Origin of the sequence: Micromonospora sp. NPDC000442 (assembly GCF_042898635.1) — a bacterium.
Classification (GTDB): Bacteria; Actinomycetota; Actinomycetes; order Mycobacteriales; family Micromonosporaceae; genus Micromonospora.
The window spans coordinates 53,103-76,929 of sequence record NZ_JBIAYZ010000010.1; the positions used below are offsets into that span (position 1 = coordinate 53,103).

Annotated in this window: 14 protein-coding genes, 1 pseudogene and 1 riboswitch; of the genes and pseudogenes, 11 read left to right on the forward strand and 4 right to left on the reverse strand. The window is 70.9% G+C overall.

The window, feature by feature from the left end:
- Positions 1–34 precede the first annotated feature (34 nt).
- Complete coding sequence (gene truA, locus ACFY2A_RS17870) at positions 35–865, forward strand: tRNA pseudouridine(38-40) synthase TruA (protein WP_387172829.1); 831 nt, start codon at positions 35–37, stop codon at positions 863–865.
- Positions 866–895: 30 nt separating this feature from the next.
- Here the strand turns inward: truA and ACFY2A_RS17875 are convergent, their stop codons facing one another.
- Entirely contained in the window at positions 896–1,999 is a 1,104-nt protein-coding gene (locus ACFY2A_RS17875; protein WP_387172831.1) for a hypothetical protein, read from the reverse strand.
- 127 nt (positions 2,000–2,126) lie between these two features.
- Here ACFY2A_RS17875 and ACFY2A_RS17880 point away from each other — a divergent pair, with 127 nt between their 5' ends.
- From ACFY2A_RS17880 to ACFY2A_RS17890, 3 genes are all read left to right on the forward strand, one after another.
- A complete protein-coding gene (locus tag ACFY2A_RS17880) occupies positions 2,127–2,732 on the forward strand; it encodes a class I SAM-dependent methyltransferase (RefSeq protein WP_387172833.1) in 606 nt (201 codons plus the stop codon).
- A 47-nt stretch (positions 2,733–2,779) separates the two neighbouring features.
- Positions 2,780–4,459: an ABC-F family ATP-binding cassette domain-containing protein gene (locus ACFY2A_RS17885; RefSeq protein WP_387172835.1), complete on the forward strand. Its 1,680-nt coding sequence runs from the start codon at positions 2,780–2,782 to the stop codon at positions 4,457–4,459.
- 68 nt (positions 4,460–4,527) lie between these two features.
- Positions 4,528–5,478, forward strand: a complete 951-nt coding sequence (locus ACFY2A_RS17890; protein WP_387173074.1) for an aldo/keto reductase — start codon at positions 4,528–4,530, stop codon at positions 5,476–5,478.
- A 136-nt stretch (positions 5,479–5,614) separates the two neighbouring features.
- Here ACFY2A_RS17890 and ACFY2A_RS17895 read toward each other — a convergent pair whose 3' ends face one another.
- Together ACFY2A_RS17895 and ACFY2A_RS17900 are read right to left on the reverse strand one after the other, a co-directional pair.
- Entirely contained in the window at positions 5,615–11,455 is a 5,841-nt protein-coding gene (locus ACFY2A_RS17895) for a ThuA domain-containing protein (RefSeq protein WP_387172837.1), read from the reverse strand.
- Between the two features lie 288 nt (positions 11,456–11,743).
- On the reverse strand, positions 11,744–16,411 hold the full coding sequence (locus ACFY2A_RS17900) for a ThuA domain-containing protein (protein ID WP_387172839.1): 4,668 nt from the start codon (positions 16,409–16,411) through the stop codon (positions 11,744–11,746).
- A gap of 351 nt (positions 16,412–16,762) precedes the next feature.
- A riboswitch (TPP riboswitch) is annotated at positions 16,763–16,872 on the forward strand.
- Between ACFY2A_RS17900 and ACFY2A_RS17905 the strand changes: the two genes are divergently transcribed.
- The 7 genes and pseudogenes from ACFY2A_RS17905 (at position 16,867) to thiC (ending at position 23,067) form a co-directional block, all read left to right on the forward strand.
- Entirely contained in the window at positions 16,867–17,493 is a 627-nt protein-coding gene (locus ACFY2A_RS17905) for a thiamine phosphate synthase (RefSeq protein ID WP_363918458.1), read from the forward strand. It overlaps the preceding riboswitch by 6 nt.
- On the forward strand, positions 17,487–18,668 hold the full coding sequence (thiO, locus tag ACFY2A_RS17910; RefSeq protein WP_387172841.1) for a glycine oxidase ThiO: 1,182 nt from the start codon (positions 17,487–17,489) through the stop codon (positions 18,666–18,668). The genes ACFY2A_RS17905 and thiO overlap by 7 nt, the downstream gene beginning before the upstream one ends.
- Positions 18,659–18,859 carry a sulfur carrier protein ThiS gene (gene thiS / locus ACFY2A_RS17915; RefSeq protein ID WP_093403646.1) on the forward strand — a complete coding sequence of 67 codons (201 nt, stop codon included), beginning with the start codon at positions 18,659–18,661 and terminating at the stop codon, positions 18,857–18,859. The genes thiO and thiS overlap by 10 nt, the downstream gene beginning before the upstream one ends.
- A gap of 5 nt (positions 18,860–18,864) precedes the next feature.
- Positions 18,865–19,650, forward strand: a complete 786-nt coding sequence (locus ACFY2A_RS17920) for a thiazole synthase (RefSeq protein WP_387172844.1) — start codon at positions 18,865–18,867, stop codon at positions 19,648–19,650.
- Positions 19,651–19,715: 65 nt separating this feature from the next.
- A pseudogene (locus ACFY2A_RS17925) lies at positions 19,716–20,378 on the forward strand (thiamine phosphate synthase); the annotation flags it as partial.
- 293 nt (positions 20,379–20,671) lie between these two features.
- Positions 20,672–21,460, forward strand: a complete 789-nt coding sequence (thiD, locus tag ACFY2A_RS17930) for a bifunctional hydroxymethylpyrimidine kinase/phosphomethylpyrimidine kinase (RefSeq protein WP_363918462.1) — start codon at positions 20,672–20,674, stop codon at positions 21,458–21,460.
- A 14-nt stretch (positions 21,461–21,474) separates the two neighbouring features.
- Positions 21,475–23,067 (forward strand): phosphomethylpyrimidine synthase ThiC, encoded by a 1,593-nt coding sequence (gene thiC / locus ACFY2A_RS17935; protein ID WP_387172846.1) that lies wholly within the window; start codon positions 21,475–21,477, stop codon positions 23,065–23,067.
- A gap of 198 nt (positions 23,068–23,265) precedes the next feature.
- Here the strand turns inward: thiC and ACFY2A_RS17940 are convergent, their stop codons facing one another.
- Entirely contained in the window at positions 23,266–23,706 is a 441-nt protein-coding gene (locus tag ACFY2A_RS17940; RefSeq protein WP_387172848.1) for a hypothetical protein, read from the reverse strand.
- Positions 23,707–23,827: the final 121 nt, after the last annotated feature.

The window sequence follows — 23,827 nt, forward strand, 5'->3', positions numbered from 1 at the left end:
CGGGACTTCGCCACAGGGCCTTGGGAGGTACGACGTGGAGGAGCGCACCCGGCTGCGGCTGGATGTCGCGTACGACGGCACGGCCTTCTCCGGCTGGGCCGCCCAGCCGCAGCGGCGCACGGTCGCGGGCGTGCTGGTCGAGACGCTGGACCTGGTGCTCGGCACCGGCGTCGCGGCCGGACTGACCGTCGCTGGCCGCACCGACGCGGGGGTGCATGCCAGCGGGCAGGTCTGCCACCTGGATCTGCCCGTCGACGTCTGGCGGGCACACGAAGGGCGGCTGCTGCGCCGGCTGGCCCGGCTGCTCCCGACCGATCTGCGGGTGCGGGCGATGCGTGAGGTGCCGGCCACCTTCGATGCCCGCTTCTCGGCGACCTTCCGCCGCTACGAGTATCGGGTGACCGACGCGCCGTGGGGGTGCGACCCGCTGCGCCGGCACGAGATCCTGGCCTGGCCGCGGGTACTCGACCTCGACCGGCTCACCGCCGCGGCGGCCGGACTGGTGGGGGAGCACGACTTCGCCGCGTACTGCCGGCGCAAGGAGAACGCCACCACGCTGCGGGAGGTGACCAGGCTGGACTGGCGGCGGGACGCCGACGGGATCCTGGTCGCCACTGTGCAGGCCGACGCGTTCTGTCAGGCGATGGTCCGTAGCCTGGTCGGCGCCATGCTGGTCGCCGGGGACGGTCGCCGACCGGTGCGGTGGCCAGCCGACCTGCTGGCCCGTCGGGAGCGGGCCAGCGAGGTGACCGTGGCGCCGGCGCACGGGCTGACCCTGGTGGCGGTCGGCTACCCGGACGATCCCGCCGAGTACGCGCGCCGGGCCGAGGCGACCCGCCGGCTACGGGTTTCCGCCGACAGTTGAACGGCGGGCCCTTCCGCCGATGCCGGTTGGTCAGTCCTCGGTGGATTCGTCCTGGTTGCCGGTGTCGTCGGTGGGGCCCTCGGTCGGCTGGCTGGCCGTTCCGCCTTCGGCACGCCGCTCCAGCACGCCCTGGTTGAGATGCTGTTCGAGCATGTCGAAGAGGATCTCGCGGACTGTGGTGTCACCGGAGCGGATGGTGGCGCCGTCGGTGCGGGCGACCACTGCGTAGGCGATGTAGTGGCCGCGTACCTGCCAGCCGACCCGCGCCGGTGCGGTGGCGATGACCTCCGTGCCGTCTCCCGCCGACATGCCGCGGAAGCGGCCCTGCCGCTCGTCGAGCAGTTGGCGGATCCGGTCCCGGGCCCGCTCGGCGCTGGACCGGTCGGTGAGGTTGAACAGTCCCGTGGTGACCAGGTGGTCGCCGTCCGGTGCGCGCAGGGTCGCCCGGACGACCTGGTTGCAGCCGAGCCGTACCAGTAGTTCTGAGACCTCCCCGGTGGCGGCTACCGCGCAACTGGCGCTGGACTGGGTGCGTAGCACCTCGTAGCCGGTCTCGCCGTCGCCAACGGCGAGGGTACTGGCGGGGAAGACCTCGCGGGCGGTGAGCGGTGCCTGGTCGGTGTCCCGGGAGTCGAGGTCGCTGGCCTCGGCGGGCACCGTGTCGCGGGTGGTGTCCGGTGCGGCGCTGGGCCCGGCCTGCTGACCGATCAGGGTCCGACCGTCCAACAGGGTGGCGGCGGTGAGACCGCAGAGGGCGAGCAGTACCAGCGCCGCGGCACCGCCGACCAGCACCTGCCAGGTGCGACCGCCACCTCGGCGGGGCGGCGGCGCGACGGTCGTCGTACCCGGCTCCGGCGGTGCCGCCGCCACGCCGACCGGTGCCGGTTCGTCGGGCGGGGCCGGTGCCGGGCCGTACCGTGGTGCTGGCTCCTGCTGGGTGGCGGGGAACGCCCCGCGCGGCGGCGCCGACGACGGCAGCATGATCTGGTTCGGACGGGCCAGCGACGGGGTGGGGAAGCGCGACGGGGACGGCCCGGCCGGGGGCGGCGGGCCGGGGCGGGGCGAACTGCCCTCGGGTTCGTCGTCCCGGAACGGGACGTATGCGTCCTCATCGGAGTCGTACCGATACACCATGTCGTCCAGAGTAGGGATGTTTATCCCTTTAGTGGTTATTTTGCGGAAACGCGGCGGATCGACGTGTCGGATCCCCTGCCGCAGCCGCACGGTCGGCCCGATCCGCCTCGGTGCGAGAATGGCCCGCGTGACCGGGGACCACTACTTCACCGCCGAACCGGACGCGCCCGCCCGGGCGCGCGAGGTGCAGTTCACCGTCGCCGGGCGCGACTACACCCTGGTCTCGGCGTCCGGGGTCTTCTCAGCCAGCCGCCTGGACCCCGGCACCGCCGTGTTGCTGCGTAAGGCGGAGCCGCCGGACGCCACGACCACCGGGGCCCTGCTCGACCTCGGCTGCGGGTTCGGCCCGATCGCCTGCGTGCTCGCCACCGTCGCCCCCATGACCACCACCTGGGCGGTGGACGTGAACGAGCGGGCCCGTGACCTGACCGCCGAGAACGCCGCCCGGCTCGGGCTGTCCGGCCGGCTGCGGGTGACGGCCCCCGAGGAGGTACCCGCCGACCTGCGCTTCGCGCAGATCTGGTCCAACCCGCCGATCCGGGTCGGCAAGGACGAACTGCACCAGCTGCTGCTGCGGTGGCTGCCCCGGCTCGCTCCGGACGGCGTCGCCTGGCTCGTGGTGGCCCGCCACCTCGGCGGTGACTCGTTGCAGGGTTGGCTTACCGAGCAGGGTTGGCGGGTGACCCGACACGCCAGCCAGAAGGGGTTCCGGGTGTTGCGCGTCGCCCACTGACCGGGTAATCGGTTGGCCCGCCGGCCCGGCTCGGGCAGGATGCCCGCGTGGGATACGTGGACGTGGCGGCGGTCGGGCATGTCCTGCCGGACGGGCGGCAACTCTTCGCCGACGTGTCGTTCCGGGTCGGTGAGGGTGCCAAGGTGGCGCTGGTCGGGCCGAACGGTGCGGGCAAGACGACGTTGCTGCGGATGGTCGCCGGTGACCTGCCGGTGCGTGCCGGCGCGATCGCGCGTACCGGTGGGCTGGGTGTCATGCGCCAGTTCATTGGCATGATCGGTGACGAGTCGACCCTCGCCGACCTGGCCCTGTCGCTCGCGCCGCCGCCGCTGCGCGACGCCGGGCACCGGCTGGCCGAGACCGAGGCGGCCATGCGCGACGCCGAGCTGCGCGGCAAGTACAGCACCGCCGCCGGCAAGGCTCAGCTGGCGTACGCCGACGCGTTGGCTGCCTGGGGAGAGACTGGCGGGTACGACGCCGAGGTGCTCTTCGACACCGTCGCCACCGTCGTCCTCGACCTGCCCTGGGAGACCGCTCGGCACCGTCCGGTCCGCACTCTCTCCGGTGGGCAGCAGAAGCGCTTCGCGCTGGAGTTGCTGCTGCGCGGCCCCGACGAGGTGCTGCTGCTCGACGAGCCGGACAACTTCCTCGACGTGCCCGGCAAGCGCTGGCTGGAGGCGCGGCTGCGGGAGTCGGCCAAGTCGGTGCTCTACGTCTCGCACGACCGGGAGCTGCTGGCGCACACCGCCGATCGGGTGGTCGCGGTGGAGGGCGGTAGCGCCTGGGTGCACCCGGGCGGCTTCGCCAGCTGGCACGCGGCGCGCATGGCGCGGCACGACCGTCTCGACGAGCAGCGGAAGCGGTGGGACGAGGAGCACCAGAAGCTGCGCGAGCTGATGCTGATGTACAAGCAGAAGGCGGCGTACAACTCCGGAATGGCCTCGCGTTACCAGGCGGCGCAGACCCGGTTGCGCAAGTTCGAGGAGGCCGGGCCGCCGCCCGTACCACCGAAGGAGCAGGACATCCGGATGCGGCTGGCCGGCGGGCGGACCGGCAAGCGTGCGCTGGTCTGCGAGCAGCTGGAGCTGGACGGCCTGACCTACCCCTTCGACCTGGAGCTGTGGTACGGCGACCGCCTCGCGGTACTCGGTGCCAACGGCACCGGCAAGTCGCACTTCCTGCGCCTGCTGGCCCGGGGCGGGACGGACCCGGACCCGGCGAACGGCCCGGTCGACGGTGCGGCGGCGCTCGCGCCGGTGGCGCACGACGGGATGGCCCGACTCGGTGCCCGGGTGCGTCCCGGTCACTTCTCCCAGACCCACGACCGACCCGAGTTGATGGCGCGGACGCTCGTGGAGATCCTCTGGCGGGGCGACGAGCACCGGGCCGGCATGGACCGGCACGCGGCCATGGCGGCGCTGTCCCGGTACGAGCTGGCGGGGCAGGGTGACCAGCGCTTCGGCACCCTCTCCGGCGGTCAGCAGGCCCGTTTCCTGGTGCTGCTGCTGGAGCTGTCCGGCGCGACGATGCTGCTGCTCGACGAGCCCACCGATAACCTCGACCTGGCGTCGGCCGAGGCGTTGGAGGTCGGGCTCACCGCGTTCTCCGGCACGGTGGTGGCGGTCACCCACGACCGCTGGTTCACCCGCACCTTCGACCGGTTCCTGCTGTTCCGTGGTGACGGCGAGGTGGTCGAGACCGACGAGCCGGTCTGGGACGTGGCCTGAGCGGTCTGCTCCCGCGGCCGGCCCTGCGACCACCCGACGGGGCGACATATGGTGATCTCGTGAGTGAGATGACCTATCGCCGGCTGGGCGACTCCGGGCTCGTGGTGTCCGTCGTGGGAATCGGCTGCAACAACTTCGGCCGCAAACTCGATCTCGACGGCACCCGCGCGGTGGTCGACGCGGCCCTCGACGCCGGGATCAACTTCTTCGACACCGCCGACATCTACGGCGAGCCGCACGGTGCCTCGGAGGCGCAACTCGGCGCGGCCCTCAAGGGGCGCCGGGACGACGTGGTGCTGGCGACCAAGTTCGGCATGTCGATGGCCGGCAGCAACGGACGGGACTTCGGGGTACGCGGCTCGCGGCGGTACGTGATCCGGGCGGTCGAGGCGTCGTTGCGTCGGCTGGACACCGACTATATCGATCTGTATCAGTTCCACGAGCCGGACCCGGGTACCCCGATCGACGAGACGTTGTCCGCCCTGGACGATCTGGTCCGCGCCGGCAAGGTGCGGTACCTCGGCAACTCCAACTTCGCCGGCTGGCAGATCGCCGACGCCGACTGGGCGGCGAAGACGCGGGGATTCAACCGGTTCGTCAGCGCGCAGAACCACTACAGCCTGCTCAACCGGGACGCCGAGATCGAGGTGCTGCCGGCCTGCGACCGGTTCGGGTTGGGCATGCTGCCGTTCTTCCCGTTGGCCAACGGGCTGCTCACCGGCAAGTACAAGCGGGGTGAGGCACCGCCCGCCGGCAGCCGGCTGGCGGGCGGCGGCCGGTACGCCCAGCGCCTCGCCGCCGCCGACTGGGACACCATCGAGGGAATCGAGGCGTACGCCGCGGAACGGGGTGTGCCGATGCTGCACGTGGCGATCGGCGGCCTGGCCGCCCAGCCGACCGTCACCTCGGTCATCGCCGGCGCCACCACACCGGAGCAGGTACGCGCCAACGCCGAAGCCGGCACCTGGCAACCCACCGAGCCCGACCTCAAAGCCCTCCGAGCAGTCCTCGACCGCTGACCCACCCACCCACCCACCCCTTGCGTTGATCATGAGGTTGGCGGCGTTCTTGATCTCCAGAACTGCCGCCAACCTCATGATCAACAGGGATGGTGAAGGGGCCCCGCCCGGCGCGGTGCCGGGCGGGGCCTTGGGCTTACAGCTTGCGGTTGGGGGGTAGGCGGGTGGGGTCGCCGCCTAGGCGGCCGGTGCCCTTGACGGACTCGCCGTCGTTGGCTCGTACGCCAGCCTTGCTGGCCGAGCCACCGAGCCGGACGATCATGGCATCGGCGTCCCGGATCAGCACGTCCCGGATCTCCGCCTCGCCGACCAACTCGGCGTCACCGGCCAGCGTCCGGAACGCGGTGAGCTGGTTGATCGCCCGCTTGTCGTTGCCCGCCGCCTCCGCCGTACGGGCGTTGGAGAGCCGCTTCGACAACTGGTTGTACGCCTTGTTGGTGAGCCGCCCCGTCGCCTTGAACCGGTCCAGCAGGTTCTGCATGTCCCGGAACGAGGTGGTGACGAAGAAGCGGACCGTCGTGCTGGTGGCGTTGCCCGCCTTGTCGGTCGCCGTGACGGTCAGCTCGTGCAGGCCCAGCGGCAGCTCGTACATCGCCTGGAGCGTGCCGCTGACGTAGGGCCGGTCGTTGAGCTGACCGACCACGGTCGCGATACCCGAGGTCGGGTCGACCGCCTGCCACGACACCCGGACATCCTGGCTGTCGCCGTAGAGCTGGCCGTCGGCGATGCCGGAGACCAACAGGGTCGGCTTCGTGCCGTCGATGCGTACCACCGCCGCCTTCAACGTCTCGGCATTGCCGGCGGTGTCGGTGGCCCGGTAGAGCAGCTCGTGGTCCCCGTCGCCACTGATCTCGATCGGCTCGGTGTACGGCGTCCAGTCGCCGCCGTCCAGTGACCACTCCAGCAGCGCCACCCCGGAACCGGCGTCGGTCGAGGTGAGCACCACCGGAATGGTGCCGTCGTGCCAGCCCTCGTCGTTCGCCGGGGCGAACGTCGCGGTGCTGACCGGCGCGGTGGCGTCGATGCGGACGGTGACCGCCTTCGTCTCCTCCACGTTGCCGGCCTCGTCGACGGAGCGGAACCGCAGCTCGTGCTCGCCGTCCCCGGTCACCGGCACCGGTTCGGTGTAGGTGGTCCAGGTGGTGGCGTCATCGAGTTGGTACTCGGTGCGAGCCACCCCGCTGCCGCCGTCGTTGTCGGCGGCGGTCAAGGTGACCGTCGCCGGGCCGGTGAGCCAACCCTCGACCGGGGTGCCGGACACCTCGGCCGTGGTGACCGGTGCGGTGTCGTCGTCCGGTCCGGCCTCGGTGGAGAACCGGAAGTAGTCGAACGACGCCGACTTCGAGGCGGTCTGGTTGCCACCGAGGGTGAACACGCCCACCTTCGGGGTCGCCCCCACGGCCGCGTTGGTCAGCTCGGTCAGGGCCGTCCAGGTGGTGCCGTCGGCCGAGTACGACCCGGTGAAGGTGTCACCGGTGCGGACCAGCCGCAGATACCACTCGGCCGAGGTCAGGTTCTCCGCACCCGGCTGTGGATCCTGGATCGTCCCGTCGATCTCGCTGCGCAGCTCGATCCGCCGGGACACCGGCTGGCCGGCCTGGTTGTCCACCACGAAGTCGAACTTCAGGTAGTTGTCGTCGTCGCCGTACACGATCAGACCGGCCTGCTGGTACTGCTCGTCCAGCAGACTGCCGTCGATTTTGGTCTCCATCGTCCAGTCGCCGCTCGGCGTGTTCTGGAGGATGAAGTTCGTCGGCCCGGTGTTGTTGGTGCCGTAGATGTCACCGTTGGGCACGTCGATGTGCAACGAGCCACCGCTGACCCGGTAGGCGCTCAGGTCCTCCCGGAGGATCGCGTTCCACCGGCACTTGTCCAGCGAGATGCCGGTGAACTCGTCGGACGGGTCGACCGGGCCGGCCGGCTCGTCCGGTATCACCTGGAACCAGTCGAACGCGGCCTCCACCACGGGCGCGTCGGTGCCGCCGTTGAGGGCGAACAGGCCGATCCGCGGGTTCTCGATGCCCGCCAGTGCGGCGGAGCGACCGACCGGGGTGAACGTCTGACCGTCGGCGGAGAGTGCGGCGGTCAGGCTGGTGCCGTCACTGCTCACCCGCAGGTAGACGGTGTCACCCGCCGGTGCGTCAGCGCTGTCGGCACCCTCGTTGCGCGGCGTGCCGGCATCCTCCCGGATGAACTCCACCCGCCGGCTGCCGTTGTAGAGCAGATCCAGCTTGGCGTAGTTGTCGTCGTCGCCGTAGACCAGCAGGCCGGCCTGCTGGTAGTTGGCCGTGACCGGGAGAGTCACCTTGGTGGTCGCCTGCCAGGCACCCGTCGGCGCGGGCTGGAGCACCAGGTTGGTGGCGTCGTTGCGGCTGCCGTAGAGGTCACCGACCCCGGTGGGAAGTCGCAGCGCGCCGTCGGAGACGGACAGGAGCTGGTTCTCCCGCACCACGCTGGTCCACCGGTCGCGGTTGAGCGTGTCGCCGTCGAAGTTGTCCGAACGTGCCCCGAGGCAGGACGTGTTCGGCGAGTCGATCCGGACCGGTACGGTCGCGTACGACCGGGCACCACGGCTGTCGGTCACCGTCAGGGTGGCGGTGAAGTTGCCGGGTGCGGCGTACGTGTGCTCGGCCTGGAGCGTGTCCGCCGTGCCGCCGTCACCGAAGTCCCACTCGTACGTCAGCGGAATGTCGCCCTCGGGGTCGGTGGCGGTGCCGCCGAACGCGATGGTGACCGGTGCGGTGCCGGTGGCCGGCGTGGCGGTCGCGGTGACCGCCGGCGGCGCGTTGTCGGTGACGCCCTTACCGACGAAGTCCGCCCAGTTGACGTTGAACAGCGACCCCGCGCCGCCCGCCGGGTCCTGGGCCACGAAGTACAGCGAACCGCTCGCCGCACCGGTCACCGGTGCGGTGACGTCGGTGTAGGTCTGCCAGTCGCCGGTACCCGGCACGGTCGCCGAGGCGACCACGGGCCCGTCGACCGCGCCGGCGCGGACCTCGATCACGCCGCCGCTGGTCGCCGAGGCGACCCGGAACCGGATCTCGTCGATCTCGGTCAGGTCGGCCGGTACGACCGACCACCAGTCGCCGTCCTCGATGGCGCCGATGTTCTGACCGCCGCCGGCGGTGTCGCCGGTGGTCTCGCGCATCACCCCGGGGTCACCGCCGCCGGTGCCGTCCTCGGCCCGGCCGGTCGCGGTGAAGTACTCGGCCTGCTTGCGCTTGGGCTGGAGAATCTCGATCGCCCGGCCGGTCAGCGGGTTGGCCCCACCGGTCCCGCCCTGGTCGGTGTAGGTCGCCTCGAACACGGTGAAGACGTCCGCCTCGGCGCCGTGGCCGGCGGCGAGCTGGGTCTGCACCGTGCCGGTGCAGCCGGTGTGCTGCTCCAGCGGGTGGGCGTGCTCGTCGTGACCGAGCAGCACCTGAAGCTGGACGTCGGCGCAGTCGATCTCCTCGTCCTCCGGGTCGGTCACCTTGATCGTGTACTTGACCTGGTCGCCCCAGTCGAAGAAGCCACCGTCCGGCGGGAACTCGATGGTCACGGTCGGCGCGGTGTTGCCCACCGTGATCGGCACGTTCGCCACCGCCGTACGACCCTTGGGGTTGGTGACGGTCAGCTGGGCGGTGTAGTTGCCCGCCTCGGCGTACGTGTGGGTGGGGTTGGCCTCGGTGGAGGTGCCACCGTCGCCGAACGTCCAGGCGTAGCCGAGCGTGCCCCCGTCGGGGTCGCGCGAGCCGGCGCTGGAGAAGGCCACGGTCAGTGGGGCCTGCCCCGAGGTGGGCTCGGCACTGGCCACCGCGATCGGCGCCCGGTCACCGGCGATGTAATCGATCCGGTAGACGCCGGAGTTGTCGTTGTTGCCGCCGAAGCCGCTGCCCCACTCGATCAGGTACATCGCACCGTCCGGACCGAACTCGAAGTCCATCGGGCGGATGAAGGACATCCCGGTGAGCAACTGGTTGATGTCGACCAGATCCTTGCCGTCCTCGGTGACCTGCATCGTGTACATCTTCGACTGGTTCCACTCGCCGAGCAGCGCCTTGCCGTCGTAGTACGCCGGCCACTTGCGGTTCGAGTCGAGGTCTGCGTCGTACCGGTAGACCGGGCCGCCCATCGGCGCGCCGCCGCCACCGATCTCCGGGTAGCGCGGGTCACCGCCGTAGCCGTAGTCGACGGTGGCCGGGATGGCCGGCGGGAGGTTGGTCAGGCCGGTGTTGTTGGGCGAGTTGTTCACCACGGCGGCGCAGTCGAACTTCGGTCCGCTCGGGCCGGAGGGGAACTGGTAGTCGTTGTACGCCTCGTTGGTCCCCGTGCAGTACGGCCAGCCGTAGTTGCCCGGTTCGGCGACGATGTTCCACTCCACCAGGCCCTCCGGGCCACGGTCCGGGTTGTCCGACGCGGCGTCCGGGCCGTAGTCGGCGACGTAGAGGGTGTCGGTGGCCGGGTCGATGCCGATCCGGAACGGGTTGCGGAAGCCCATCGCGTAGATCTCGGGGCGGGTCTGCTCCGTGCCCGGCGGGAAGAGGTTGCCCTCCGGGATGGTGTACGTCCCGTCGTCCTCCGGGTGGATCCGGATCACCTTGCCGCGCAGGTCGTTGGTGTTGCCGGAGGTGCGCTGCGCGTCGTAGTCGGCGCGCCCGGGCCGCTCGTCGATCGGCGTGTACGCGTCCGACGAGAACGGGTTGGTGTTGTCCCCGGTGGCCAGGTAGAGGTTGCCGGCGGAGTCGAACGTCATGGTGCCGCCGGCGTGGCAGCAGGTGTTGCGTTGGGTGTCGACCTGGAGCACGACCTGCTCGGTGGCCGCGTCGATCGAGTCACCGCTGACCGTGAACCGGGAGAGCACGTTGCGCGCCACCCCGTCGTTCGGGGCGTAGTAGAGGTAGACCCAGTTGTTGGTGGCGAAGTCCGGGTCGAGGCGGATGCCGATCAGGCCGTCCTCGTTGCCGGTGAAGACGTCGAGGTCGATGGCGGTGACCGTGTTGCCGGTGTCCGGCTTGACGATCTGCACCCGGCCGTCGCGTTCGATGTAGAAGACCCGGCCGTCGGGCGCGATGTCCAGCTCCATCGGGTTGCTGGTGTTGCTGTCCAGCGTCACCTTCTCGAAGCTGGCGGTCAGCGACGCCCCGCAGTCGGCACCCTCGATCCCGGCCGCGGTACGGATGCCGCCGAGCAAGTGGGTGCGGAACTCCGGTTCGGCGTACGACTCGTCGGTGTGGCCACCGCCGGTGTACCAGGCTCGGCCGCCGTCGTAGTCCTGACACCAGGCGATCGGGTGGTCGTGTCCCATGGCCCCGGACCCGGCGGAGTAGCTGGTCTCGTCGAGGGTGGCCAGCACGTGCACCGCGCCCCGCGGGTTGGTGCGGTAGTTGTACCACTCGTCGAACCGGGACCAGCGTTCCGGCAGGTGGGCGGTGGAGGGGTGAGCCGGATCCTCGACCTTGACGGTGGCCGTCTGGTTGGCCGGGTGGCTGTTGAAGTACGCCCCCACCAGTTCGCCGTACCAGGACCAGCTGTACTCGGTGTCGGACGCGGCGTGGATGCCGGCGTAGCCACCACCGGCCTGGATGTAGCGCTCGAACGCCGCCTGCTGGTCGGCCGTCAGCACGTCTCCCGTGGTGGAGAGCCAGATGACGGCCCGGTACTGGGCCAGGTTCGCGTCGGTGAAGGCGGCGCCGTCCTCGGTGGTGTCGACGGTGAAACCGTGCTCCGCGCCGAGTTCCTGGATGGCGGCGATGCCGGTGGGAATGGAGGCGTGGCGGAAGCCGGCGGTCTTGGAGAAGACCAGCACCGAGAAGTCGTCGGCTGCGGCCTCCGGAGCCGCTAAGGGCTTGGCCTGCTGGACGGAGGTGCTCTGCGCGACAGTCTTGGTGCTCGGCGCGGCCTGTGCGGCAGGGGCGCCGACGAGGCCGGTCGCGGCGAGGCCGAGCGTGAGAAGTGTGGCGGTGATGGGTACGCGGGCACGGGGTGGTCGGGGCACTCCGGTCTCCTCTGTCGTTACTCGACGTGGGTTGCGGGGGACGGCTCGCCGAAGACCGTCCCAAATGGAGCCAGTTCGGACACCTTGCCGATGGTGCCGTCCCAGCATTTATGTCGAGTCGTTGAACAAATTAGTTCCGTTGAAACGATTAATGGCAAGACTTCGATGGATAACGTTTCGGTAAATGGGGGTGACATTCCCGCACAGCCCGCCCAAACCACCACGAGCGCCGGCCCGCACCTCGGGCGAGGTGCGGGCCGGCATCGATGGATCGGCTAGCTCGACCAACTACCCAGGCGTGAGCCGGAAGTAGTCGAACGCGGCCGTTTTCGACGCGGTCTGGTTGGCACCCAGAGTGAACAGACCCACCCTCGGGTTGGTGCCGACCGCAGTGCTCGTCAACGTCCCCAGGGTCGTCCAACTCGTGCCGTCGGCCGAGTACGCGGCGGTGAAGGTGCTTCCGCTGCGCGACAGCCGCAGGTGCCAGATCCCCTGGGTCAGGCCGGTCGCCTGCGGCTGCGTACTCTGCACCGCCCCGCCGACCTCGCTGCGGAACTCGATCCGCCGCGAGACCGCCTGACCGGCCGCATTGTCCGTCACGTAGTCGAACTTGAGGTAGTTGTCGTCGTCGGCGTACACCAGCAGACCTGCCTGCTGGTACTGCTCATTGAGCAGGCTGCCGTCGACCCGGGTCTGCATCGTCCAGTTCCCGGCCGGGCTGTTCTGGAGGATGAAGTTCGTCGGCCCGGTGTTGCCGGTGCCGTAGATGTCACCGTTCGGCACGTCGATGCGCAGCGCGCCGTCGGTCACCCGGTAGCGGGTCGCATCCTCCCGCACGATGGCGTTCCACCGGCACTTCTCCAGGCTGCCGCCGGTGAACTCGTCCGACGGCGTGACGACGCTAGTGGTGACATCCGGGGTGATCCGGAACCAGTCGAACTGAGCGTTCACCACGGGTGCGGTGGTGCCGCCGTTGAGGGCGAAGAGACCGATCCGGGGGTTGGTGATCCCGGCCAGCGCGGCGGACCGGCCGACCGCGGTGAAGCTCTGCCCGTCGGTCGAGTAGGCGGCGGTCAGGTTCGTCCCGTCGCTGGTCAGTCGCAGATGGATGGTGTCACCGGTGGGAGCTGCGGTGGAGTCCGTGCTCTCGTTGCGCGGCGTCCCGGCGCTCTCCCTGATGAACTCCACCCGGCGGCTGCCCCCGTAGAGCAGGTCCAGCTTGGCGTAGTTGTCGTCGTCGCCGTAGATCAGCAGACCGGCCTGCTGATAGTCGGCCCGGGCCGCCAGGGTGACCCGGGTGGTCGCCTGCCAGGCCCCGCTGGGCGCGGGCTGGAGCACCAGGTTTGTGGCGTCGTTGCGGGTGCCGTACAGGTCACCCGCCGCGGTGGGTAGCCGCAGCGAACCGTCGGCGAGGGAGTACGACTCGGTCCCGCGCACCACGCCTGTCCACCGCTGACCATCCAGCGAGGTGCCGGTGAACTCGTCGGACCGCTGTGGTCCCGGCTCCGCCTGGCAGGGGTCGCCCGCCCCGTCGACCCGGATCGGCACGCTTGCCTGCCCTCGCGCGCCCCGGCTGTCGGTGACCGTCAGGGTGGCGGTGTAGCTGCCCGGCGCGGTGTACGTGTGGGTGGCGCTGAGCGTGTCCGCGCTCTCACCGTCGCCGAAGTCCCAGGCGTACGTCAGGGGGGTGTCCCCGTCCGGGTCGGACGCCGTACCGGTGAAGGTCACGTCCAGTGGGCCGGTCCCGCTGGTCGGGGTGGCCGTGGCGGCGACAGTCGGTGGGGCGTTGCCGCTCACCCCGGGGCCGACGAAGTCCATCCAGTTGACGTTGAACAGGGTGCCGGAGCCGCCGTTCGGGTCCCGGGCGACGAAGTACAACGCGCCCTCCGCCGCAGCGCCGTTGGGTATCTGAGCGGTGACGTCGGTGTACGTCTGCCACCCTCCGGTGCCGGCCACGGTGGCGGTGGTGACCAGCGGTCCGTTCGCGGCACCGGCGCGTACCTCGATCCGGCCGCCGGAGGTGGCCGAGGCGACCCGGAACTGGATCGAGGTGACGCCGATCAGGCTGGCCGGACTCACCGACCACCAGTCGCCGTCCTCGATGAATCCGATGTTCTGCCCGCCGCCGGCGGTGTCACCGGTGGTCTCCCGCTCCACGCCGGCGGTGCCGCCCCCGGTGGCGCCCGCCACTCGTCCGGTGGCGGAGTAGTACTCGGCCTCCTTACGTTTCGGCTGAAGGACCACAAGTGCCCGACCGGTCTGCGGCTCCGCCCCGTCGGCCCCGCCCTTGTCGGTGTAGGTCGCCTCCAGCACGGTGAAGACGTTCGCGTCCGCCCCGTGGCCGTCGGCGAGTTGCGTCTGCACCGTGCCGGTGCAGCCGGTGTGCCGTTCCAGCGGGTGGGCGTGCTCGTCGTGGCCGAGGAGGACCTGGAGTTCGACGTCGTCGCAGTCGATCGTCCCGTCCTCCGGATCGGTGACCTTGACGGTGTAGGCGACCTGGTCGCCCCAGGCGAAGAAGCCACCATCCGGCGGGAACTCGATGGTCACGCTCGGTGCCGTGTTGCCGACGGTGACCGGCACATTCGCCACCGCGCTCCGTCCCGCCGGGTTGGTCACCCGGAGTTGCGCCGTGTAGCTGCCGGACTCGGTGTACGTGTGAGTCGGGTTGGCCTGGGTGGAGGCGCCGCCGTCGCCGAACGTCCAGGCGTAGGTGAGCGCTCCGCCGTCGGGGTCGCGCGAGCCGGCACTGGAGAAGGTGACGGCGAGCGGTGGCGCTCCGGAGGTGGGGTTCGCCGAGGCGACCGCGATCGGGGCGCGGGCACCGGCGGTGTAGTCGATCCGGTAGACGCCGGAGTTGTCGTTGTTGCCGCCGAAGCCGCTGCCCCACTCGATCATGTACAGCGCGCCGTCGGGGCCGAACTCGAAGTCCATCGGCCGGACGAAGGTCATCTGGTCGAGGATCCGGTTGATGTCGACCAGGGACTTGCCGTCCCGGCTGACCTGCATGGTGTACATCCGCGACTGGTTCCACTCGCCGAACATGGCCTTGCCGTCGAAGTACGCAGGCCACTGGCGACGGGACGAGATCGTCGGGTCGTACCGGTAGACCGGTCCGGCCATGGGCGCTCCACCGCCGCCGATCTCCGGGTACCGGGCGTCACCGTTGTAGCCGTAGTCGACGGTGGCCGGGATGGCCGCAGGCAGGTTGGTCAGGCCGGTGTTGTTGGGGGAGTTGTTCACCGGCGCGGCGCAGTTGAACTTCGATCCGCTCGGGCCGGAGGGGAACTGGTAGTCGTTGTACGCCTGATTCGATCCGTGGCAGTAGGGCCAGCCGAAGTTGCCGGGACGGTCGACGATGTTCCACTCCACCAGGCCCGCCGGGCCCCGGTTCGAGTTCGCTGTGGTGGCGTCCGGGCCGTAATCGGCGACGTAGAGCACGTCGGTGACCGGGTCGATGCCCACCCGGAACGGGTTGCGCAGGCCCATCGCGTAGATCTCCGGCCGGGTTCGCGCGGTGCCCGGCGCGAAGAGGTTTCCGGCCGGGATGGTGTACGTGCCGTCGGCCTGCGGCCGGATCCGAAGCACCTTTCCACGTAGGTCGTTGGTGTTCCCGGCGGTACGCTGCGAGTCGTAGTCCGATCGGCCGGAGCGCTCGTCCAGCGGGCTGTAGCCGCTGGACTCGAAGGGGTTCGTGTTGTCCCCGGTGGCCAGGTACAGGTTGCCGGCCGAGTCGAAGACCATCGTCCCGCCCATGTGGCAGCAGGTGTTGCGCTGCGTGGGCACCTCCAGGACGACCCGCTCGCTCGACGGGTTGATCGTGTCCCCGGTGACGGTGAACCGGGACAGGTGGTTGCGGGAGCCGCCCGCGCTCGGGGCGTAGTAGAGCCAGACCCACCCGTTGCTGGCGAAGTTGGGGTCGAGTCGGATGCCCAGGAGGCCGTCCTCGTTACCGGCGAAGACGCTCAGCCGCAGTGCGGTGACCGTCTGGCCGGTGTCCGGCTTGATGATCTGCACCCGGCCGTCGCGTTCGATGTAGAAGACCCGGCCGTCCGGCGCGATGTCCAGTTCCATCGGGTTGCTGGTGTTGCTGTCCAGCGTCACCTTCTCGAAGCTGGCGGCTCGTCCGGCACCGCAATCGGCGTGCACCACCCCGGCCGCGGTCTGGATACCACCGAGCAGGTGCTGCCGGAATTCGGTGTTGGAGAATGACTCCTGGGTGTGCCCACCGCCGGTGTACCAGGACCGGCCACCGTCGAAGTTCTGGCACCAGGCGATCGGGTGGTCATGCCCCATCGCCCCGCTGCCCGGGCTGTAGCTGCGCTCGTCGAGCGAGGCCAGCACCTGCACCTGACGGGCGCGGGGGTTGGTGCGGAAGTTGTACCACTCGTCGTAACGGGACCACCGCTCCGGCAGGTGCCGGGTCGACTCGTGGGTGGTGTCCTCGACCTTCACCGTGGCCGTCTGGTTGGCCGGGTGGCTGTTGAAGTAGGCACCGACCAGTTGGCCGTACCAGGCCCAGTCGTACTCGGTGTCGGACGCGGCGTGCACGCCGACGTATCCACCGCCGGCCCGGATGTAGCGCTCGAAGGCCGCCTGCTGGCTGGCGTTGAGCACGTCACCGGTGGTCGACAACCAGACGACCGCCTTGAACCTGGCGAGGTTGGTGTCGGTGAAGGCGGCGCTGTCCTCGGTGGTGGTGACGGTGAACCCGTTCGCCGTGCCGAGTTGCTGGATCGCACTGATGCCGGCCGGGATCGAGTCGTGCCGGAATCCGGCGGTCTTGGAGAAGATCAGGACGGAGTACGGCTCCGCCTCCGCCGCGGCGACTGGGCTGGCGGCCCGGGCGGCGGCAGGGCCGGTGATCGGGGCCGGTGCGGCGGCCAGGACGAGTACAACGGCGAGTAGCGCCATGGTGACTGCGGCGAGCGGGGCTCGCCGCCGACTGGGTCGGGGCACGAAGATCTCCTCTGTCCGTGGGACGGTTCGGAGTGGACGGCGGTGGTCACTCCCGTCGGTCCGACCGCCCATACCTGACGAGCGAGGTCTGGGTGCCGACTAGCCGATCCGATCACTCAATTTGCGTTAGTGAATCTAGTTTCGAGCAAGGTGGACCCTTGTAACGTTTTGGTAACGGGGTCATTTTCTATTGGTGTGAGTCGCTGCATATCGGTGTCTTTTTCTGGCCGCCGTGCTGTTGCGAGTCGGTTCACCAGGCTGCGGCGAGTCGGTGTGACAGAGCAGCCCTCACCCCAGCCGGCCGCGCAGGACGGGCTTGGCGGAGCCGGCGAAACGACGTACGGTGACACCCAACGAACCCACGGGAGCCCGGTGTACCGGGCTGAGAGGGGGGCTGTGAGCCCCCGACCGTCGAACCTGATCCGGGTAATGCCGGCGCAGGGAGGAGAGTTGCCGTGCCGTCCCTGGGACGACTGCATCTGATCACCGACACCCGACCCGGGCGGGATCCGCTCGCCGTGCTTGCTGCCGTGCTGCCGGTGGCCCGTACCGAACTGGTGGTGCAGGTTCGGGTCGAGGACACCGCGACCGACCGGCAGACGTACGAGCTGACCCGCCGGGTGCTCGCCCTGTGCACGCCGTACGGGGTGCCCTGCCTGGTCAACGACCGGCTGCACGTGGCACTGGCCACCGGTGCCGCCGGCGGTCACGTCGGCGCCGACGACCTACCGGTGGCAGCGGCCCGGGAGGTGCTCGGCCCGGCGGCCGTGCTGGGTGCCACGGCGCGGGAACCGGCGACTGCGCTCTCGGCGGTCACCGCTGGGGCGAGCTACCTGGGCGTGGGGCCGTGCCGCGCCACCGCCACCAAGGACGGGCTGCCACCGCCGGTCGGTGCGGCCGGTGTCCGGGCGGTGGTCGAGGCGGTCGAGGTGCCGGTGATCGCCATCGGTGGGGTGACGGCGGCGGACGTGCCCGAGTTGCGGGCCGTCGGCGCGTACGGGGTGGCGGTGGTCGGTGCGCTCTCCGGTGCCACCGATCCCGCCCGCGCCGCCGCCGAGCTGGTTCGGGCGCTGACGTGTTGACCGGGCGCCCCGCCACCACCGGTGTGGTGCAGCAGCGCCGGCCCGATGTGGCCGTCGTGGGGGGCGGACCCATCGGGTGGGCGATCGCCTGGCGGTGCGCGACGCGCGGGTTGCGGGTGGTCGTACACGATCCGGCGCCCGGGTCGGGTGCCTCGCACGTGGCCGCCGGGATGCTGGCGCCGGTCGCCGAGGCGTACTTCGGCGAGCGGGAGCTGACCGCCCTGCTGACCGAGTCGGCCGGCCGCTGGCCCGGGTTCGCCGCCGAACTGACCGAGGCGACCGGCACGGACATCGGCTACCGGACCGAGGGCACCCTGATGGTCGGGCTGACCGCCGACGACCTCGCCGAGGCGCGTCGGCTCTGGGCGTACCAGCAGGGGTTGGGGTTGCCGGTGGCGCCGCTGCGCCCGTCGCAGCTGCGCGAGCGCGAGCCGGCGCTGGCGCCCCGGGTGCGCGGCGGCGCGCTCGCCGCCACCGACCATCAGGTCGACCCGCGCCGGCTGGTGCCGGCGCTGCGGCTGGCGGCGGAGCGGGCGGGAGCGGTGCTTGTCGCTGAGCCGGTGCGCCGGCTGTCCGACGTCAACGCCGGCGCGACGGTGGTCGCCGCCGGCTGCGGCAGCGCGGCGCTTACCGGCCTGCCGGTCCGTCCGGTGAAGGGACAGGTGCTGCGGCTGCGTGCGCCCGATGGCGGGCCGCCAGGCTTCCGGCACGTGATCCGGGGGTACGCCGACGGCGAGCACGTCTACCTGGTGCCGCGCGACAGTGGCGAGGTGGTCGTCGGCGCGACCGTCGAGGAGCGCTCCGACCTGGGTGTTTCCGCCGGAGCGGTGCTGCGGCTGCTACGGGCCGCCGTCGACCTGTTGCCCGAGATCGCCGAGTACGACCTGGTGGAGACGCTGGCGGGGCTGCGTCCGGGTACGCCGGACAACGCCCCGATCCTGGGCCCGTTGCCGGGGCACCCGGACGTCCTGGTCGCCACCGGTCACCACCGGCACGGGATCGTGCTGACCCCGGTCACCGCAGACCTGATCACCGATCTTGTCACCGGAGACGGCAGCTCCGACGCACTGCTGGTGCCGTTCCGGCCGGACCGGTTCGCCGACCTGCCCGACGTCGTGGGCGCAGCGGCCGTCAGCACTTTCCAGCACTCGACGGAGGTTGACTCGTGGAACTGACGGTGAACGGTGCCGGGCGCAGCCTGCCGGACGGGCTGACGGTGGCCGACCTGGTCCGCGACATCACCGGCCAGCAGCGCGGTGTCGCGGTGGCGGTCAACGGTGAGGTGGTGCCGCGTACCGGCTGGCCGGCGACGGTGCTGCGGGGCGGCGACCGGGTCGAGGTGCTCAGCGCCGCCCAGGGCGGGTGAGCCGGATGGACAACGAGTCGACCGGCTTCGAGCTGGGCGGTGTGCGGTTCAACTCCCGGCTGATCCTCGGTACCGGCAGGGCGGCCAACCTGCACGTGCTGGAGCAGGCGATCCGAGCGTCCGGCACCGAGCTGGTCACCCTGGCGCTGCGTCGGGTGGAGACGGTGCCGGGCGGCTCGGGCGGGCTGCTGGACCTGCTCGACCGATGTGGCGTGCGGCTGCTGCCCAACACCGCCGGCTGCTACACGGCGGGCGAGGCGGTCAAGGTGGCCCGGCTGGCCCGGGACGCGTTCGAGACCGACTGGGTCAAGCTGGAGGTGATCGGCGACGAGCGGACGCTGCTGCCCGACGGGGTGGAACTGCTGCGCGCCGCCGAGGAACTGGTCGACGACGGGTTCACCGTGCTGCCGTACACCTCCGACGACCCGGTGCTGGCGCGGCGGCTGGCCGACGTCGGTTGCGCGGCGGTGATGCCGGCCGGCGCGCCGATCGGCTCCGGCCTGGGGATCAACAATCCGCACCACATTCGACTCATCCGGCAGGACGTCGGCGTGCCGGTGATCCTGGACGCGGGGATCGGCACCGCCTCCGACGCGGCGCTGGCCATGGAGCTGGGCTGCGACGCGGTGCTGCTGGCCAGTGCGGTGACCCGGGCCGCGGACCCGGTGGCGATGGCCACCGCGATGCGGTACGCGATCGCCGCCGGCCGCCTCGCCCACGGCGCGGGCCGCATACCCCGCCGCTTCCACGCCCTCGCCTCCACCCCAGACGAAGGCCGCCCCCACCTGTGACCGCGCGGGCTGATTCCGTGGATCTTGGTGCGAGGCTGCCCCGCCAAGGGCGATTTCCGACCAAGATCCCGCCGATCTCCGGTGTCGTCGTGTTGACCGATCGGCGGGAGGCGCGGGGTGGGCTGGTTCGGGTGGTGGCGGCGGCCGTGGCCGGGGGAGTGCGCTGGGTGGTGTTGCGGGAGAAGGATCTGCCGCGCGTCGAGCGCCTCGCCCTCGCCGCCGAACTGCGGTCGATCCTGACCGAGGCCGGCGGAACTCTGATCGTCGCCGGCCCCGACCCGCTGCTGGCCAGCGATCCCGGCCGCTCGGTCACCGCCGACGAGTCCGGCTTCCGCACTTCGGCCGGTGCCACCGGAACGGGCCATCCTCCGATCGCACTGCATCTGCCGGCGGCTGGCCCGTACCCACCGCCCCCGGCCGACCTGGTCGGCCGCTCCTGCCATGACGCGGCGGAACTACGGCGCCTCACCACCGAGGACTACGTCACCCTCTCGCCGGTCTTCCCCACCCGGACCAAGCCGGGCTACGGCCCACCCCTGCTCCCCGCAGGGCTGGCCGGGCTGATCCGACAGAGCCCGGTGCCGGCCCTGGCCCTCGGCGGCATCGAGACCCCCGCACAGGTGCGCGCCTGCGTCCAGGCCGGAGCCTGCGGAGTTGCCGTCCTCGGCACCATCATGCGCGCCAACGACCCGACCGCCGCAGCCAGCACGCTTACCCAAGCCTTCGAACAGGCCAACCAACCCGAGCCGGCTGCCCCTGCCACGACACCACGACCCAGGATCCCGCAAGCCGGCACGTCCCGGCGGGGGATGACCACGACGGGACCGCAGCCGACCGTTCACCAGGCCCAGACGACCCAGAATTCCCCAAGCCGGCACGTTCCGGCGGCGCCGACCACGACGGGGCTGCGGCCGACCGTGCCCACGCAGGGATCAAGCCTGACCGCCCGGAGTGGGCACGGTCGGCCGCAGCCCCCAACCGCAACCACCCGAAGCAGAACCCCAGACCAAGAGGAAGTGCCGTGACCCCCACCACCGTGCTGACCGTCGCCGGTTCCGATTCCGGTGGTGGTGCCGGCATCCAGGCCGACCTGAAGGTCTTCGCCGCGCTCGGCGCGTACGGCACGAGCGTGCTGACGGCGGTCACCGCGCAGAACACCCGGGGCGTGGACGCGGTGCTGCCGCTGCCCCCGCAACTGGTCACCGATCAGCTCGACAGTGTGCTGTCGGACTTCGCGGTGCGGGCGGTCAAGACCGGGATGCTTGGCACTCCGGCCGTGGCGGCCGCGATCGCCGACGCGGCGGCGGCCGACCGGCTACCGCAACTGGTCGTGGATCCGGTGCTGGTGGCCACCAGCGGGCACCAGCTCGGCGTGGTGGAGGCGGTGGAGCGGTTGCTGCCGTACGCCCGGGTGGCCACACCGAACAGCGCGGAGGCCGCCGCCCTCACCGGGGCGGCCGTGACCGACGTGGCGGAGATGACCACGGCGGCGCGGGCCCTGGCGGCCGGCGGACCGGAGTGGGTGATCGTCACCGGCGGCGACGTGGACGGCGGTGCGGAGGCGGTGGACGTGCTGCACGGCCCGGATGGGACGACCGTGCTGCGCGCCCCGCGGGTGCCGACCCGGCACACCCACGGCACCGGTTGTTCGTTCTCGGCGGCCGTGACGGTGCGGCTGGCGCTGGGCGATCCGGTGCCGGCGGCGGTCAGGGCGGCCAAGGAGTACGTGACCCGCGCGCTGACCGGCGCGCGGGACTGGGAGCTGGGCGCGGGCCGTGGACCGATGGACCACTTCGGCTGGTCCGCCTGATCAGGGAGGCTGTCATGCAGGCACGACGCAAGGTGTACGTCGAGGGATCACGGCCGGACATCCGGGTGCCGTTCGCGGAGGTGGAACTGACCGGAGACAACCCACCGGTACGGCTCTACGACACCTCAGGCCCGGGCTCTGATCCGGAGGTCGGGCTGGCACCGTTGCGGGGACCGTGGATCGCCGAGCGGGCTGACGTGGCACCGGTACGCGGTGCCGGAACCCCACTGGCCGGTTCGGACGGCAAGCGGCCGACGCAGCTCGCGTACGCGCGTGCCGGTGTCGTCACGCCGGAGATGGAGTTCGTGGCGATCCGGGAGGGGCTGGCACCGGAGTTCGTCCGGGACGAGATCGCGACGGGGCGGGCCGTGCTGCCGCTCAACGTCAACCACCCGGAGTGTGAGCCGGCGATCATCGGCAAGGCGTTCCTGGTCAAGGTCAACGCGAACATCGGTACCTCGGCGGTGACCTCCTCGGTGGCCGAGGAGGTGGAGAAGCTGACCTGGGCCACCCGGTGGGGTGCGGACACGGTGATGGACCTGTCCACCGGCAAGCGGATCCACGAGACGCGCGAGGCGATCGTGCGCAATTCCCCGGTGCCGATCGGCACGGTGCCGATCTACCAGGCGCTGGAGAAGGTCGGCGGTGATCCGGTGAAGCTGAGCTGGGAGGTGTTCCGGGACACCGTGATCGAGCAGGCTGAGCAGGGCGTGGACTACATGACGGTGCACGCCGGGGTGCTGCTGCCGTACGTCCCGCTGGCGGTGGACCGGGTGACCGGCATCGTGTCGCGGGGTGGCTCGATCATGGCGGCCTGGTGCCTGGCGCACCATGAGGAGAACTTCCTCTACACCAACTTCCGGGAGCTGTGCGAGATCCTGGCCCGGTACGACGTGACGTTCTCCCTCGGTGACGGTCTGCGGCCCGGCTCGATCGCGGACGCCAACGACGAGGCACAGTTCGCTGAGCTGCGTACCCTCGGCGAGCTGACGAAGGTCGCCTGGGAGTACGACGTGCAGGTGATGATCGAGGGTCCCGGGCACGTGCCGATGCACAAGATCAAGGAGAATGTCGACCTTCAGCAGGAGTGGTGCCACGAAGCACCCTTCTACACGCTCGGTCCGCTGACCACCGACATCGCGCCCGCGTACGACCACATCACCTCGGCCATCGGGGCGGCGATGATCGGCATGTTCGGCACCGCGATGCTCTGTTACGTCACGCCGAAGGAGCACCTCGGGCTGCCGGACCGGGACGACGTGAAGGCCGGTGTGATCGCGTACAAGATCGCGGCGCACGCGGCCGACCTGGCGAAGGGACATCCGGGGGCGCAGGCCTGGGACGACGCGTTGTCGAAGGCGCGGTTCGAGTTCCGCTGGGAGGACCAGTTCAACCTCTCGCTGGACCCGGAGACCGCGCGCTCGTACCACGACGCGACGCTGCCCGCCGAGCCGGCGAAGACCGCACACTTCTGCTCGATGTGCGGGCCGAAGTTCTGCTCCATGAAGATCACGCAGGACCTGAAGGAGTACGCCGCCCGCGGCATGCAGGACAAGTCCGACGAGTTCGTCGCCTCCGGCGGACGGGTCTACCTGCCGCTGACCTGACCTGGCCTGCCGCTGGCCTGGCCTGGCCGGTCGGGGCGGAGGACGAGTATGCCTTCAGCGCCTCATGTCTGTGTGACGTAATCATGTCTCTCAGACATGAGGCGCTGAACCCTTATCGCTCCCTGACAGTTACCCACGGTGAAGGCGCGGTGGACGGTGGGCGGTGGGGTCGACGGATGCTGGTCAGCGGGCGGAGTCTCAACGTCGGTGGTGCCGCCCGGTCGACCGCAGGGAGCGGCGCGGTCCCTTCGGCGGCGTGGGCTCGTCGTCGTCCAGCGGCCGGCTGAGCCCGGCAACCCAGTCGACGTACTCCTCGTCCTGAGCCGGCAGCGGTTCGTCCTGCCCGGTCGCGGCGCTCTCTGCGGACCGGGGCCTGCCGCGTCGGAACAGCCCGCGTCGGCTCTTCTCCGCTTCGCTGTCCGGCTGGACGTCCTCGGCCCGGACGGCGGGCGGCTTCGTGAAGGCGGCCGTGAGGTCACGGGCGGTGGCGGCCGTCTCGATGGAGACCTCCGGGGTCTCGGGGAGAGCCGCCGTGATGCCGGGCGATTCGGGGGTGGCGGGCCCGGCCGGTGCGCGACCGAGGTCGGGCAGCGCGAGCCGCTGCCGAGGCCGAGGTGACGCCTCCGGCGACACCTCCACCGCCGATCGGCCTTTGGCATCATCCGCTGGGGCTGGGGCTGGGGCTGGGGCTGGGGCTGGGGCTGGGGCTGGGGCTGGGGCTGGGGCTGGGGCTGGGGCTGGGGCTGGGGCTGGGGCTGGG

What these genes read in the sequence shown, in the direction of transcription:
- ACFY2A_RS17875 (WP_387172831.1), bottom strand. Translation starts at nt 1,999, where the DNA reads ATGGTGTATCGGTACGACTCCGATGAGGACGCATACGTCCCGTTCCGG.
- ACFY2A_RS17890 (WP_387173074.1), top strand. Translation starts at nt 4,528, where the DNA reads ATGACCTATCGCCGGCTGGGCGACTCCGGGCTCGTGGTGTCCGTCGTG.
- ACFY2A_RS17920 (WP_387172844.1), top strand. Translation starts at nt 18,865, where the DNA reads ATGGACAACGAGTCGACCGGCTTCGAGCTGGGCGGTGTGCGGTTCAAC.
- thiC (WP_387172846.1), top strand. Translation starts at nt 21,475, where the DNA reads ATGCAGGCACGACGCAAGGTGTACGTCGAGGGATCACGGCCGGACATC.